The following is a 14,643-nucleotide window of genomic DNA, read 5'->3' on the forward strand; positions in this document are numbered from 1 at the left end:
CGCAGCGGCGGCCGCAAGAACGGCCCCGCGCGCACGCAGATTCCATTAGCCAAAGCCCGGTCACACGGGCAGATGAAGACTGAACCATGGCCACTATCCACGTAGACGGCAAGACGCTCGAAGTCGATGGTGCAGACAACCTCCTGCAGGCCTGTCTGTCACTCGGACTCGACATCCCCTACTTCTGCTGGCACCCGGCGCTCGGTAGCGTCGGCGCCTGCCGCCAGTGCGCGGTCAAGCAGTACACCGACGAGAACGACAAGCGTGGTCGCCTCGTCATGTCCTGCATGACTCCCGCCACCGATAACAGCTGGATTTCCATCGACGACGAAGAGGCCAAGCAGTTCCGCGCCAGCGTCGTCGAATGGCTGATGACCAACCACCCGCACGACTGCCCGGTGTGCGAGGAAGGTGGTCACTGCCACCTGCAGGACATGACGGTAATGACCGGCCACAACGCCCGTCGCTATCGCTTCACCAAGCGTACCCACCAGAACCAGGAACTCGGTCCGTTCATCGCTCACGAGATGAACCGTTGCATCGCCTGCTATCGCTGCGTGCGTTACTACAAGGATTACGCTGGCGGCACCGACCTCGGCGTCTACGGCGCCCACGACAACGTGTACTTCGGCCGCGTCGAAGACGGCACCCTCGAGAGCGAGTTCTCGGGCAACCTGGTCGAGGTCTGCCCGACTGGCGTGTTCACCGACAAGACCCACTCCGAGCGCTACAACCGCAAGTGGGACATGCAGTTCGCCCCGAGCATCTGCCATGGCTGCTCCAGTGGCTGCAACATCAGCCCCGGCGAGCGTTACGGCGAAATCCGCCGCATCGAGAACCGCTTCAACGGCTCGGTTAACCAGTACTTCCTCTGCGACCGCGGTCGCTTCGGTTACGGGTACGTCAACCGCGACGACCGTCCGCGCCAGCCGCGACTGGGTAACCAGCAACTGGGCCTGGACGCCGCCTTGGACAAGGCCGCCGAGCTGCTGAAAGGCAAGCGCGTGATTGGTATTGGCTCGCCGCGCGCCAGCCTCGAAGGCAACTTCGCCCTGCGTGAGCTGGTCGGTGGAGAGAACTTCTACTCTGGCATCGCCGCAAACGAACTGGCTAACCTGCGCCTGATTCGCGACATCCTGCAGAACGGCCCGCTGCCGGTGCCCACCCTGCGAGACGTCGAGAAGCACGACGCGATCTTCGTCCTCGGCGAAGACTTGACCCAGACAGCAGCCCGCATGGCCCTGGCCCTGCGTCAGGCCGTCAAGGGCAAGGCCACTGAAATCGCCGCCTCGATGAAGATCCAGGATTGGCACATGGCCGCTGTGCAGAACGTCGCCCAGGACGCGCTGAACCCGCTGTTCATTGCCAGCGTTGCCGCCACCCGGCTGGACGACGTCGCCGCTGAAAGTGTCCACGCTGCCCCGGCCGACCTCGCCCGCATCGGTTTCGCTGTTGCCCACGCCATCGACCCGAGCGCACCGGCCGTGGAAGGCCTGGAAAGCGAAGCCGCCGAGCTGGTCAAGCGCATCGCCGACGCCCTGCTCGCTGCCAAACGTCCGCTGATCATCTCCGGCGCCTCCCTTGGCGAGAAAGCCCTGATCGAAGCCGCTGCCAACATCGCCAGCGCACTGAAGAACCGTGAAAAGAACGGTTCCCTCAGCCTGGTGGTACCAGAAGCGAACAGCATGGGCCTGGCTCTCTTCGGTGGTGAATCCGTCGACGCCGCTCTCGAAGCGCTGACCGCCGGCAAGGCCGATGCAGTCGTCATTCTCGAGAATGACCTGTACCGCCGCGCCGACGCCGGCAAGGTCGATGCCGCCCTCGCCGCTGCCAAGGTCGTCATCGTTGCCGACCATCAGCAGACTGCTACCGTCGAACGTGCCCATCTGGTGCTGCCGGCCGCCAGCTTCGCTGAAGGCGACGGCACCCTGGTCAGCCTTGAAGGGCGCGCCCAGCGCTTCTTCCAGGTCTTCGATCCGACCTACTACGACGCCAACATCCTCGTTCGCGAAGGCTGGCGCTGGCTGCATGCTCTGCACAGCACTCTGCAAGGCAAGGCCGTCGACTGGACCCAGCTGGACCAGGTCACCGCAGCTTGCGCCGACAGCAGCCCATTGTTGGCCTCTATCCGCGACGCCGCACCGAGCGCTACGTTCCGCATCAAGGGGATGAAACTCGCCCGCGAGCCGCACCGCTACAGCGGTCGTACTGCCATGCGCGCCAATATCAGCGTGCACGAGCCGCGTCAGCCCCAGGACAAGGACTCCGCCTTCGCCTTCTCCATGGAAGGCTATGCCGGTACCAAGGAAGACCGTCAGCAGATTCCGTTCGCCTGGTCTCCGGGCTGGAACTCCCCGCAAGCCTGGAACAAGTTCCAGGACGAAGTCGGTGGCCACCTGCGCGCTGGCGACCCGGGCGTTCGCCTGATCGAAGCCAAGGGCCAGGCATTGCCCTGGTTCTGCATCAATGCTGCGTTCAACCCGGCTCAGGGCACCTGGCAGGCCGTGCCTCTGCACCACCTGTTCGGCAGCGAGGAGAACAGTTCCCGCGCCGCTCCGGTGCAAGAACGCATCCCGCAGCCCTACGTGGCCATGGCCAAGGACGAAGCCGATCGCCTCGGCGTCAATGACGGCGCCCTTATCGCCCTGACCGTCAATGGCCAGACCCTGCGTCTGCCGCTTGCCGTCAAGGAAGAAATGGGCATCGGCCTGATCGGCCTGCCTGCCGGTCTGCCGGGTATCCCGGCGGTCTTCGCCGGTGCCGTCGTCACTGCCGTACAGGAGTCCGCGCAATGAGTTGGCTGACGCCCGAACTGATCGACATCGTCGTCACCGTCCTCAAAGCCATCGTCATCCTGCTCGGGGTGGTCGTGACCGGTGCGCTGCTCTCCTGGGTGGAACGCCGTCTGTTGGGTCTGTGGCAGGACCGATACGGCCCGAACCGCGTAGGCCCGTTCGGCGCCTTCCAGCTTGGCGCGGACATGATCAAGATGTTCTTCAAGGAAGACTGGACCCCGCCGTTCGCCGACAAGCTGATCTTCACCCTGGCGCCCATCATCGCGATGAGTGCCCTGTTGATCGCGTTTGCCGTGGTGCCGGTCACCCCCACATGGGGCGTGGCCGACCTGAACATCGGCGTGCTGTTCTTCTTCGCCATGGCCGGCATCGCGGTCTACGCGGTGCTCTTCGCCGGCTGGTCGAGCAACAACAAGTTCGCCCTGCTCGGCAGCCTGCGTGCCTCGGCCCAGACCATCTCCTACGAGGTGTTCCTGGCGCTGTCGCTGATGGGCATCGTGGCCCAGGTCGGCTCCTTCAACATGCGCGACATCGTTGAATACCAGGCCCAACACCTGTGGTTCATCATTCCGCAGTTCTTCGGCTTCTGTACCTTCTTCATCGCTGGCGTCGCCGTGACTCACCGTCACCCGTTCGACCAGCCGGAAGCGGAACAGGAACTGGCCGACGGCTACCACATCGAATACGCCGGCATGAAATGGGGCATGTTCTTCGTGGGTGAGTACATCGGCATTGTGCTGATCTCCGCCCTGCTCGTGACCCTGTTCTTCGGCGGCTGGCATGGCCCGTTCGGCATCCTGCCGCAGATCCCCTTCATCTGGTTCGCGCTCAAGACCGCCTTCTTCATCATGCTGTTCATCCTGCTGCGTGCGTCGATCCCGCGCCCGCGCTATGACCAGGTGATGGCCTTCAGCTGGAAGGTGTGCCTGCCGCTGACCCTGATCAACCTGCTGGTGACCGGCGCGCTCGTGCTGGCCGCGGCCCAGTAAGGAGAAACACCATGATCAAAGAAATCATCCACGTCGTGCATGGCACCTTCACCCAGCTTCGCAGCCTGGTGATGATCTTCGGCCATGCCTTCCGCAAGCGTGACACCCTGCAATACCCGGAAGAGCCCGTGTACCTGCCGCCGCGCTACCGCGGCCGCATCGTCCTCACCCGCGACCCCGATGGCGAAGAGCGTTGCGTAGCCTGCAACCTCTGCGCCGTGGCCTGCCCTGTCGGCTGCATTTCCCTGCAGAAGGCTGAGACCGAGGACGGACGCTGGTACCCCGAGTTCTTCCGCATCAACTTCTCCCGCTGCATCTTCTGCGGCCTGTGCGAAGAAGCCTGCCCCACCACCGCGATCCAGCTGACCCCGGATTTCGAGATGGGCGAGTTCAAGCGCCAGGACCTGGTGTACGAGAAGGAAGACCTGCTGATCTCCGGCCCGGGTAAGAACCCGGACTACAACTTCTATCGCGTGGCGGGTATGGCCATTGCCGGCAAGCCGAAAGGCGCCGCGCAGAACGAGGCCGAGCCGATCAACGTGAAGAGCCTGCTGCCCTAAGGAGACACGCGTGGAATTCGCCTTCTATTTCGCCGCTGGTGTGGCCGTTGTCTCCACCCTGCGGGTAATCACAAACACCAACCCGGTGCATGCCCTGCTGTACCTCATCGTCTCGCTGCTGGCGGTGTCGATGTGCTTCTTCGCCCTCGGCGCGCCGTTCGCCGGCGCCCTCGAAATCATCGTTTATGCCGGCGCCATCATGGTGCTGTTCGTCTTCGTGGTGATGATGCTGAACCTCGGACCTGCGATTGCAGAACAGGAGAAGAAGTGGCTCAAGCCCGGCATCTGGACCGGTCCGGCCCTACTCTCCCTCGTCCTGCTGGCCGAACTGCTCTACGTGCTGTTCGGCAATGCCACTGGTGCCACCATCGGTCACACCACCGTGGACGCCAAGGCAGTTGGCATCGCCCTCTTCGGCCCGTACCTGCTGGCCGTGGAGCTGGCTTCCATGCTGCTGCTGGCAGCCCTGGTCGCCGCCTTCCACCTCGGCCGCCACGAAGCTAAGGAATAAGCCATGAACGCAATCCCACTGGAACATGGCCTCGCGGTCGCCGGCATACTCTTCTGCCTGGGCCTCACGGGCCTCATGGTGCGCCGCAACATCCTCTTCGTGCTCATGAGCCTGGAAGTCATGATGAACGCTGCCGCGCTGGCCTTCGTGGTCGCCGGCGCCCGTTGGGCCCAGCCTGACGGCCAGATCATGTTCATTCTGGTGATCAGCCTTGCAGCCGCCGAAGCCAGTATCGGCCTGGCAATCCTGCTGCAGCTGTACCGCCGCTTCCATACCCTCGATATCGACGCTGCCAGCGAGATGCGCGGATGAACCTTCTATTCCTCACTTGCCTGTTCCCGCTGCTCGGCTGGTTCATCCTGGCCTTCTCCCGCGGGCGTTTCTCCGAAAACACATCCGCCGTCATCGGCGTCGGATCCGTGGGCCTCTCGGCCCTGATCGCCGCCTGGATCATCTGGCAGTTCAACGTGGCCCCGCCGGAAGGCGGTGTCTACACCCAGGTGCTCTGGCAGTGGATGAGCGTGGCGGGCTTCGCGCCCAGCTTCACCCTCTACCTGGACGGCCTGTCCCTGACCATGCTCGGCGTGGTCACCGGCGTCGGCTTCCTGATCCACCTGTTCGCTTCCTGGTACATGCGCGGTGAAGAGGGCTACTCCCGCTTCTTCGCCTACACCAACCTGTTCATCGCCAGCATGCTGTTCCTGGTGCTGGGCGATAACCTGCTGTTCCTCTACTTCGGTTGGGAAGGCGTGGGGTTGTGCTCGTACCTGCTGATCGGCTTCTACTTCAAGCACACGCCCAACGGTAACGCGGCACTCAAGGCCTTCATCGTCACCCGCGTGGGTGACGTGTTCATGGCCATCGGGCTGTTCATCCTGTTCTTCCACCTGGGTACCCTGAACATCCAGGAACTGATGAAGCTGGCCCCCGAGAAGTACGTGGCCGGTGACGCCTGGCTCTGGGTCGCGACCCTGATGCTGCTCGGCGGCGCAGTGGGCAAATCCGCCCAGCTGCCGCTTCAGACCTGGCTGGCGGACGCGATGGCGGGCCCGACTCCGGTTTCCGCGTTGATCCACGCGGCTACCATGGTGACCGCGGGCGTCTACCTGATCGCCCGTACCCACGGCCTGTTCCTGCTGACTCCGGAAATCCTCGAACTGGTCGGCATCGTGGGTGGCGTAACCCTGGTCCTGGCTGGCTTCGCCGCCCTGGTGCAGACCGACATCAAGCGAATCCTCGCCTACTCCACCATGAGCCAGATCGGCTACATGTTCCTCGCCCTCGGCGTTGGCGCATGGGATGCGGCGATTTTCCACCTGATGACCCACGCCTTCTTCAAGGCTCTGCTGTTCCTCGCTTCGGGTGCGGTGATCAACGCCTGCCACCACGAGCAGAACATCTTCAAGATGGGTGGCCTGTGGAAGAAACTGCCGCTGGCCTACGCGAGCTTCATCGTAGGTGGTGCGGCCCTGGCGGCCCTGCCGCTGGTCACCGCGGGCTTCTACTCCAAGGACGAGATCCTCTGGGAAGCCTTCGCCAGTGGCCACTCCGGTCTGCTCTACGCCGGTCTGGCGGGCGCCTTCCTGACCTCGATCTACACCTTCCGCCTGATATTCATCGCCTTCCACGGTGAAGCGAAGACCGAAGCTCACGCTGGTCACGGCGTCGCCCACTGGCTGCCGCTGAGCGTGCTGATCGTGCTCTCTACCTTCATTGGCGCACTGATCACCCCGCCGCTGGCCGGTGTACTGCCGGAAAGCGTCGGCCACGCCGGTGGCGAAGCCAAGCACAGCCTGGAAATCGCCTCGGGTGCCATCGCCCTGGCGGGCATCCTGCTGGCCGCCCTGCTCTTCCTTGGCAAGCGCCGTTTCGTCAGCGCACTCGCCCAGAGTGCGCCGGGCCGCTTCCTTGGTGCCTGGTGGTACGCCGCCTGGGGCTTCGACTGGCTCTACGACCTGCTGTTCGTCAAACCCTACCTGCTGGTCTGCCGCCTGCTCCGTCGCGATCCCATCGACGGCACCATCGGCCTGGTTCCACGCGTGGTAAGGGGCGGCAACTTTGCCCTCAGCCGTAGCCAGACCGGCCAGCTGCGCTGGTACGCCGTATCCATCGTCGGCGGAGCCGTGCTCGTGCTCGGCGCCGTGCTGCTGACCTGAATCTTCTTAAGGAATTGAGCCCGTCATGATTCTGCCCTGGCTAATCCTGATTCCCTTCATCGGCGGCCTGCTCTGCTGGCAGGGTGAGCGCTTCAGCGCCACCCTGCCACGCTGGATCGCCTTGCTGACCATGTCCCTGCTGTTCGTCCTCGGCCTTTGGCTGTGGGCGACCGGCGACTTCACTCTGGCCCCTGCTCCCGGCACCGATCCGGCGTGGGCGGAGGAGTTCAAGGTGCAGTGGATCGAGCGTTTCGGCGTCACCATCCACCTGGCCCTGGACGGCATCTCTATCCTGATGATCGTCCTCACCGGCCTGCTCGGTGTGCTGTCCGTGCTCTGCTCCTGGCGTGAAATCCAGAACCGCGTCGGCTTCTTCCACCTCAACCTGATGTGGATCCTCGGCGGCGTGGTCGGCGTGTTCCTCGCCATCGACCTGTTCCTGTTCTTCTTCTTCTGGGAAATGATGCTGGTGCCGATGTACTTCCTCATCGCGCTCTGGGGTCATAGCGGCAGCAAGGGCAAGACCCGGATCACCGCCGCCACCAAGTTCTTCATCTACACCCAGGCCAGCGGCCTGATCATGCTGGTGGCCATCCTCGGCCTGGTGCTGGTGAACTACAGCAATACCGGCGTGCTGACCTTCAACTACGCCGACCTGCTGAAAGCCCAGCTCGCCCCGGGTACCGAGTACCTGCTGATGCTCGGTTTCTTCATCGCCTTCGCGGTGAAGTTCCCGGTGGTGCCGTTCCACTCCTGGCTGCCCGATGCCCACGCCCAGGCCCCGACCGCTGGCTCCGTGGACCTCGCCGGCATCCTGCTCAAGACTGCCGCCTACGGCATGATCCGCTTCGCCCTGCCGCTGTTCCCCAACGCGTCGGCCGAGTTCGCGCCAATCGCCCAGTGGCTGGGTGTGTTCGCCATTGTCTACGGTGCCCTGCTGTCGTTCGCCCAGACCGACATCAAGCGCCTGGTGGCCTACTCCAGCGTTTCGCACATGGGCTTCGTGTTGATCGCCATTTACTCCAGCAGCCAGATCGCCCTGCAGGGCGCCATCGTGCAGATGATCGCCCACGGCCTCTCCGCTGCCGCGCTCTTTATCCTGTGCGGCCAGCTGTACGAACGCTTGCACACCCGTGACATGCGCGAGATGGGCGGTATCTGGAACCGTATGCCTTACCTGCCGGCCATCAGCCTGTTCTTCGCTGCCGCCGCACTGGGCCTGCCGGGTACCGGCAACTTCGTCGGCGAGTTCCTGATCCTGGTCGGTTCGTTCCAGCAAGTGCCGTGGATTGCCGTACTGGCTTCCACTGGCCTGGTGTTCGGATCGGTCTACTCGCTGATCATGATCCACCGCGCCTACTTCGGTCCGGCGAAGAACGAAAACGCCTACGAAGGCCTGCGCTATCGCGAGCTGACCATGGTCCTGGGCCTCGCCGCCCTGTTGATCCTGCTCGGCGTTTACCCGCAACCGGTACTGGATACCTCCGCTGCGACCATGCATGGCGTGCACCAGTGGCTGGATTCCGCCGTCAATCAACTCGTTGCCCGGTAAGTAGGTTATGGAATTCACGACTCAACACCTGATCGCCCTGCTACCGCTGCTGGTCACCTGCGCCACGATAGTTGTGGTCATGCTGGCCATCGCCTGGAAGCGGCACCACTCCTGGACCTTCGGCCTTTCGGTCATCGGTCTGAACCTCGCCCTGCTTTCCATCGTCCCGGCACTCAAGGTCGCTCCCCTGGAAGTGACCCCGCTGATGATGGTCGACAACTTCGGCGCCTATTACATGGCGCTGGTCCTGGCCGGCACCCTCGCCTGCGTCACACTGATCCACGCCTACCTGGGCGGTGAGTCGGGCAAGGGCTATCCGGGCAACCGCGAAGAGATGTACCTGCTGATCCTCCTGTCCGCCGCTGGCGGTCTGGTGCTGGTCACCGCGCAGCACCTCGCTGGCTTGTTCATCGGCCTGGAACTGCTTTCGGTACCGGTATACGGCCTGGTGGCGTACGCCTTCTTCAACAAGCGTTCCCTGGAAGCCGGCATCAAGTACATGGTGCTGTCCGCCGCAGGCTCCGCCTTCCTGCTGTTCGGCATGGCTCTGCTCTACGCCGATGCCGGCAGCCTGAGCTTCAGCCAGCTGACCGCTGCAGGCACCTCCAGCGTGCTGTCCCAGCTCGGCATCGGCATGATGCTCATCGGCCTGGCGTTCAAGCTCTCCCTGGTTCCATTCCACCTCTGGACCCCGGACGTGTACGAAGGCGCCCCGGCGCCGGTGGCGGCGTTCCTGGCCACCGCCAGCAAAGTCGCCGTGTTCGCTGTTCTGCTGCGTCTGTACCAACTGTCCCCGGCCACCGCCGGTGGCTGGCTGAACGACCTGCTGACCGTCATCGCCATCGCCTCCATCCTCTTCGGCAACCTGCTGGCCCTGGTGCAGAACAATATCAAGCGTCTGCTGGGTTACTCCTCGATCGCGCACTTCGGCTACCTGCTGGTGGCGCTGATCGCGAGCAAGGGCCTGGCGGTGGAAGCCATCGGTGTCTACCTGGCCACCTACGTGCTGACCAGCCTGGGCGCCTTCGGTGTGGTCACCCTGATGTCCACCCCGTACAGCGGCCGTGACTGCGACGCCCTGTACGAGTACCGCGGCCTGTTCTGGCGCCGTCCGTACCTGACCGCAGTGCTCACCGTGATGATGCTGTCCCTGGCCGGCATCCCGCTCACTGCCGGCTTCATCGGCAAGTTCTTCGTGATCGCCGCCGGTGTCGAGTCCGGCCTGTGGTGGCTGCTGGGCGCCATGGTCCTGGGTAGCGCCATCGGCGTGTTCTACTACCTGCGCGTCATGGTCACCCTGTTCCTGGTCGAGCCGAACCTGCGTCGCCACGACGCCGACCTGCACTGGGCCCAACGTGCCGGCGGCATCATGCTGCTGTTCGTCGCCCTGCTGGCGTTCTTCCTCGGCGTCTACCCGCAGCCGCTGCTGGACCTGGTCCAGCACTCAGGTCTGGTGGCCCTGGCCAACTAAGCGGAACCCGAGAAACGAAAACCCGGCCATGTGCCGGGTTTTTCGTTCCTGGCGGAAAGCACACCCGCCTATGGCAGCATCACTTTCTTGCCCGCCTCGGTGAACAGGTCCCAACTCGCAACGAACAATGCCGCGATCAGCGGGCCGATGACGAAGCCGTTGAGGCCGAACAGCGACAGCCCGCCCAAGGTGGAAATCAGCACCAGATAGTCCGGCATGCGCGTGTCCTTGCCCACCAGCATCGGCCGCAGAAAATTGTCCACCAGGCCGATCACGAGGATGCCGAACAGCGCCAGACCCACACCTTCCCAGAGCGCTCCATTAAGCACGAAGAACAGCGCCACGGGCCCCCAGATCAGGCCGGCACCCACCAGTGGCAGCAGGGACAGAAATGCCATCATGACGCCCCAGAACACCGGGCTCTGGATATCCATGAACCAGAACACCAGGCTGCCCAGCGCCCCCTGGACAATGGCGACCACTATGTTGCCTTTGACCGTGGCGCGTACCACGCGGGTGAATTTGATCTGCAATCGACGCTTGTGCTGCTCGCCGAGGGGTATGGCCATGCGCACGTTGCGCGCTACTTCGTAGCCATCGCGGAGAAAGAAGTACAACAGGTAGAGCATCACGAAGAAGCCCGCCACCGCCTCGAAGGTGTTCTGGCCGATGGCGAAAGCCTTGGTAGCGAGGAACTGGCTGCCCTGCAGCATCCCGCTGACGATGCGGTCACGCAGACCGTTGAAATTGCCAATGCCCAGGCGATCCAGCTGACGCTGGAGGAATCTCGGCAGCAACTCCCTGAATTGGTTCACGTACGCGCCAATATCCAGCTCTCCGGACTCGAGCCGGTGGTAGAAGTCCGCGCCTTCCTGCACCAACATCAGGCCGATGAGCAAAACCGGCAGCACCGCTACCACCAGGCAGAGGAACAGCGTGATCATCGCCGACAGATTGCCCCGTCCACCCAGACGCAGTGCAAGCTGGCGCTGCAAAGGGCTGAAGATCACCGCCAGCACCACTGCCCAGAAAACCGCTCCGTAGAAAGGCAGCAAAATCCAGCAGAAAGCTAGCGATACCACCACAAGAAGGAGGATCAGGGTACGGCTGTGCATTTGCCGCTGAGAAGCCATGGCAGTGCCGCAGGGTGAAGAGAACCTACAGCGTTAGTCCGCAGCGAGTCGGGAAAAGTGCTAAGTGTTTTTTTGGCGCCTGTCGGGGTCAGCCGCAGGGTCGCGGGTCAGAATGCCGACGTGCTTTGCCCCTATAAGGGGCATCTCGAAGCAGACGGGAAAATCGTAGCCCGGACTCACCGCCGCACGAGTAGGAGCGAGCTTGCTCGCGAAATAGCGCGCTCGGACTCTTCGCGAGCAAGCTCGCTCCTACCAAGGGATCTGCCGATCAGATACGGAACTGGCGAACCAGTCCGCCGAGGCTATCGCCCAGTTGCGACAGGCTACGAGCGGTCTCGGCGCCGTGGCGGGTTTCTTCCGCCACGCTGTCCACCGCAACAGCGATCTGGTGGACGCTGCGATTGATCTCTTCAGCTACCGCAGTCTGCTCTTCAGCCGCACTGGCGATTTGCGCGTTCATCGCATTGATAGTCCCGATCAGCCCGGCAATGGCATCCAGCGACGCACCGGCCTGGTTCGCTTGGCTGCTGGTGGTATCTCCCGCATCGCTGGAACGACGCATGGCCGTCACGGCGTCCTGGGTACCCTGTTGCAGACGGTCGATCATGCCCTGGATTTCCTGCGTGCTCTGCTGGGTGCGACTAGCCAGCGCACGCACCTCGTCCGCGACCACGGCAAATCCCCGCCCCGCCTCACCGGCACGGGCCGCTTCGATGGCAGCATTGAGCGCCAGCAAGTTGGTCTGCTCGGCGATGGAGCGAATCACGCCAAGCACGCTGACGATGGACTGGACATCCTGTTGCAGGCTGTCCAGAGACACGCCGCTGCTGCGGATATCGCCCACCAGAGCATGAATTCGAGTAATGCTGCCATCTACCACCTGCTTGGCGGCCTGGCCCTCCTGGTCGGTCTGCTGCGCGGCCTCGGCGGCCCCCTGGGCACTCCTGGCCACTTCATGGGCGGCGGCAGACATCTCGTTGATTGCCGTCGCCACCTGATCGGTTTCCTGGCGCTGGCGCTCCATGGCCTGCTCGGAACGCTGGGCCTGGGCTGCCACCTCGCCCACCAGGCTGGTGAGCTGGCCAGTCATGTCGACGATCTGACGCACCAGACCGTGAATCTTCTCGACGAAACGGTTGAAGGAGCCCGCCAGCTCACCCAGTTCGTCCTGGCTGTCCACTGCCAGACGGCGGGTCAGGTCGCCTTCGCCAGCAGCGATGTCATCCAGGTTGGCCTTGATGCGCTGCAACGGACGCACCAGGGCGTTGGCCAGGCCCAGGCCGACGAGGCCGAAGATCACCAGCAGCACTGCGGCGATTACTGCCACGCTGGTCACGATAGTGCTTACGCGCTCGTCGATTTCTCCTTCCACCTCGGCCACCTGCGCAGCCACGCCATCGAGGTTAACTGCGGTGCCCAGCGCAATGTCCCACTTGGGCAGGTAATAGCTGTAACCCAGCTTGGGAACCAGGACGCTCTCGTTCCCCGGCAATGACGAGCTGTACTCGACATAGTTGGAACCGTCCTTGGCCACTGCCACCAGACGGTCGTTCACCGCAACGCCGTTTGGGTCCTTGCGACCGGTGAAGCTCTTGCCTACGTCCACCGGGCTATCGCCGCGGAACAGGCGAACCACCTGCGAGTCGTAACCGAAGAAGTAGCCGTCCTTGCCGTACTTGATTTTCGACAGGATGGCGATTGCCTGGTCGCGGCTGGCGGTGTCGCCGGGCGCGGATGCGTCATAGAGCGCCTGCACCGATCCCAAGGCTATCTGCATGTAGTTCCTGAGCTCCAGGCGACTCTCCGCAATCAGGCGCTCGCGGGTGTTCTTGACCTCGTTTTCGGCCAGGCTGTGGATCACCTTGGTCACGGCGCCAGACAGCACGAGCGCGAAGAGGATCACCGGCACCAGGGCCAGCAGCAACAGTTTGGTCTTCAGAGTCAAACGCATCGAGCAATCCTCGGAAAGCAGGGCCAGAACGCACAGCGGGGTTGTCGATATATCGGCAACCCCGCTCGTACCTTAAGCGACCGCTGAGTCGAAATAACTAAACGAACACCAGCTGTGGCGCGCCCTACAGCACCATCGCCGCAACCCAGCCGAAGGCCAGCAACGGCAGGTTGTAGTGCAGGAAGGTCGGCACCACGGTGTCCCAGATATGGTTGTGCTGGCCATCCACATTCAGGCCGGCGGTAGGGCCCAGGGTCGAGTCGGAAGCCGGAGAACCGGCATCACCCAAGGCACCAGCAGTGCCGACAATGCTGACAATGGCCAGCGGGCTGAAACCCAATTGCACGCACAGCGGCACAAAGATGGCCGCGATGATGGGCACCGTGGAGAAGGATGAACCAATGCCCATGGTCACAAGCAGACCCACCAGCAGCATCAGCAGCGCACCGAGCGCCTTGCTGTGGCCGATCCAGCCTGCGGAGGCGTCCACGAGTGTCGCGACGTGACCGGTTTCACGCATCACCTCGGCAAAGCCCGAGGCGGCAATCATGATGAAGCCGATCATCGCCATCATCTTCATGCCTTCGGTGAACAGATCGTCCGTCTCTTTCCAGCGCACCACGCCGGACACCGAGAAAATCACGAAGCCCAGCAGCGCACCGATGATCATCGAATCCAGCAACAGCTGCACCACGAAGGCACTCACGATCGCCACGCCCGCCACACCCAGGCTCAATGGGTTGTATGCAACGCTGACCTGTTCGGCCTGGGCAATGCGTTCCAGGTCATAGATGCGCTTGCCGCGATAGCTGATGAACACCGCAATGAGAAGACCGGCGACCATGCCCAGTGCCGGTATCAACATAGCCTCGGTGACATTCACACCGGTAACGTCCACGCCACTTTTCACCACATTCGCCAGCAGAATCTCGTTCAGGAAGATGTTCCCGAACCCCACTGGCAAGAACATGTAAGGCGTGATCAGGCCGAAGGTGATCACACAGGCGATCAGGCGGCGGTCGATGGCCAGGCGCGTCAATACATATAGAAGTGGCGGTACCAGCAGCGGAATGAACGCGATATGGATTGGCAGGATGTTCTGCGAGGAGATCGCCACGCACAGCAGCAACGCCACCAGGCCCCATTTCAGTGCACCGCCCTCGTTGGCCTCCTGCTTGCCCACCAGCGCCAGGGCTTTGTCGGCCAACGCGTGGGCCAGGCCGGAACGAGCGATGGCCACGGCGAATGCGCCCAGCAACGCGTAGGACAGCGCCACGGTGGCACCGCCACCTAGACCTTTGTTGAAAGCCGCCAGGGCGCCGTCGACGCCCAGACCACCGACCATGCCGCCCGCCAGTGCACCAATGATCAGGGCCACCACCACATGTACCCGGCACAGGCTGAGGACCAGCATGATCCCCACCGCCGCCACTACCGCATTCATCGCCACTCCTCGGTTCTTCGAGCCTTGCCAGCCAAGGACTCTGCCGCAAAAAAAAGCGCGCACTCTGCCGAAAGCGGCCCC

At 63.2% G+C, this 14,643-nt stretch carries 11 protein-coding genes and 1 pseudogene; 8 read left to right on the forward strand and 4 right to left on the reverse strand.

What is annotated here, in order from left to right; genetic code table 11:
* Positions 1-86 precede the first annotated feature (86 nt).
* From nuoG to nuoN, 8 genes are read left to right on the forward strand one after another with little or no spacing between them, the layout of a single operon-like run.
* Entirely contained in the window at positions 87-2,795 is a 2,709-nt protein-coding gene (gene nuoG, locus D6Z43_RS07265; protein ID WP_120651299.1) for an NADH-quinone oxidoreductase subunit NuoG, read from the forward strand.
* Entirely contained in the window at positions 2,792-3,784 is a 993-nt protein-coding gene (nuoH, locus tag D6Z43_RS07270; RefSeq protein WP_120651300.1) for an NADH-quinone oxidoreductase subunit NuoH, read from the forward strand. The genes nuoG and nuoH overlap by 4 nt, the downstream gene beginning before the upstream one ends.
* 11 nt (positions 3,785-3,795) lie before the next feature.
* Positions 3,796-4,344: an NADH-quinone oxidoreductase subunit NuoI gene (gene nuoI, locus D6Z43_RS07275; RefSeq protein WP_028628751.1), complete on the forward strand. Its 549-nt coding sequence runs from the start codon at positions 3,796-3,798 to the stop codon at positions 4,342-4,344.
* A gap of 10 nt (positions 4,345-4,354) precedes the next feature.
* Complete coding sequence (gene nuoJ / locus D6Z43_RS07280) at positions 4,355-4,855, forward strand: NADH-quinone oxidoreductase subunit J (RefSeq protein ID WP_120651301.1); 501 nt, start codon at positions 4,355-4,357, stop codon at positions 4,853-4,855.
* 3 nt (positions 4,856-4,858) lie between these two features.
* The gene (gene nuoK / locus D6Z43_RS07285; RefSeq protein WP_028628753.1) at positions 4,859-5,167 is read left to right on the forward strand and encodes an NADH-quinone oxidoreductase subunit NuoK; all 309 of its coding nucleotides are present in this window, start codon (positions 4,859-4,861) and stop codon (positions 5,165-5,167) included.
* The gene (gene nuoL / locus D6Z43_RS07290; protein ID WP_120651302.1) at positions 5,164-7,011 is read left to right on the forward strand and encodes an NADH-quinone oxidoreductase subunit L; all 1,848 of its coding nucleotides are present in this window, start codon (positions 5,164-5,166) and stop codon (positions 7,009-7,011) included. Before nuoK ends, nuoL begins: the two co-directional genes overlap by 4 nt.
* 25 nt (positions 7,012-7,036) lie before the next feature.
* Positions 7,037-8,563, forward strand: a complete 1,527-nt coding sequence (nuoM, locus tag D6Z43_RS07295; RefSeq protein ID WP_120651303.1) for an NADH-quinone oxidoreductase subunit M — start codon at positions 7,037-7,039, stop codon at positions 8,561-8,563.
* A 7-nt stretch (positions 8,564-8,570) separates the two neighbouring features.
* A complete protein-coding gene (nuoN, locus tag D6Z43_RS07300; protein WP_120651304.1) occupies positions 8,571-10,034 on the forward strand; it encodes an NADH-quinone oxidoreductase subunit NuoN in 1,464 nt (487 codons plus the stop codon).
* Positions 10,035-10,102: 68 nt separating this feature from the next.
* Here nuoN and D6Z43_RS07305 read toward each other — a convergent pair whose 3' ends face one another.
* The 4 genes and pseudogenes from D6Z43_RS07305 to D6Z43_RS07315 form a co-directional block, all read right to left on the reverse strand.
* A complete protein-coding gene (locus D6Z43_RS07305) occupies positions 10,103-11,149 on the reverse strand; it encodes an AI-2E family transporter (protein ID WP_120651305.1) in 1,047 nt (348 codons plus the stop codon).
* Positions 11,150-11,435: 286 nt separating this feature from the next.
* Positions 11,436-12,257: a methyl-accepting chemotaxis protein gene (locus tag D6Z43_RS28705; protein WP_371924406.1), complete on the reverse strand. Its 822-nt coding sequence runs from the start codon at positions 12,255-12,257 to the stop codon at positions 11,436-11,438.
* A gap of 36 nt (positions 12,258-12,293) precedes the next feature.
* Positions 12,294-13,118 (reverse strand): annotated as a pseudogene (locus tag D6Z43_RS28710) (cache domain-containing protein); the annotation flags it as partial.
* 124 nt (positions 13,119-13,242) lie between these two features.
* Complete coding sequence (locus D6Z43_RS07315) at positions 13,243-14,562, reverse strand: Na+/H+ antiporter family protein (RefSeq protein ID WP_120651307.1); 1,320 nt, start codon at positions 14,560-14,562, stop codon at positions 13,243-13,245.
* Between the last annotated feature and the right edge of the window lie 81 nt (positions 14,563-14,643).

The organism is Pseudomonas sp. DY-1, assembly GCF_003626975.1.
GTDB lineage: Bacteria > Pseudomonadota > Gammaproteobacteria > Pseudomonadales > Pseudomonadaceae > Metapseudomonas.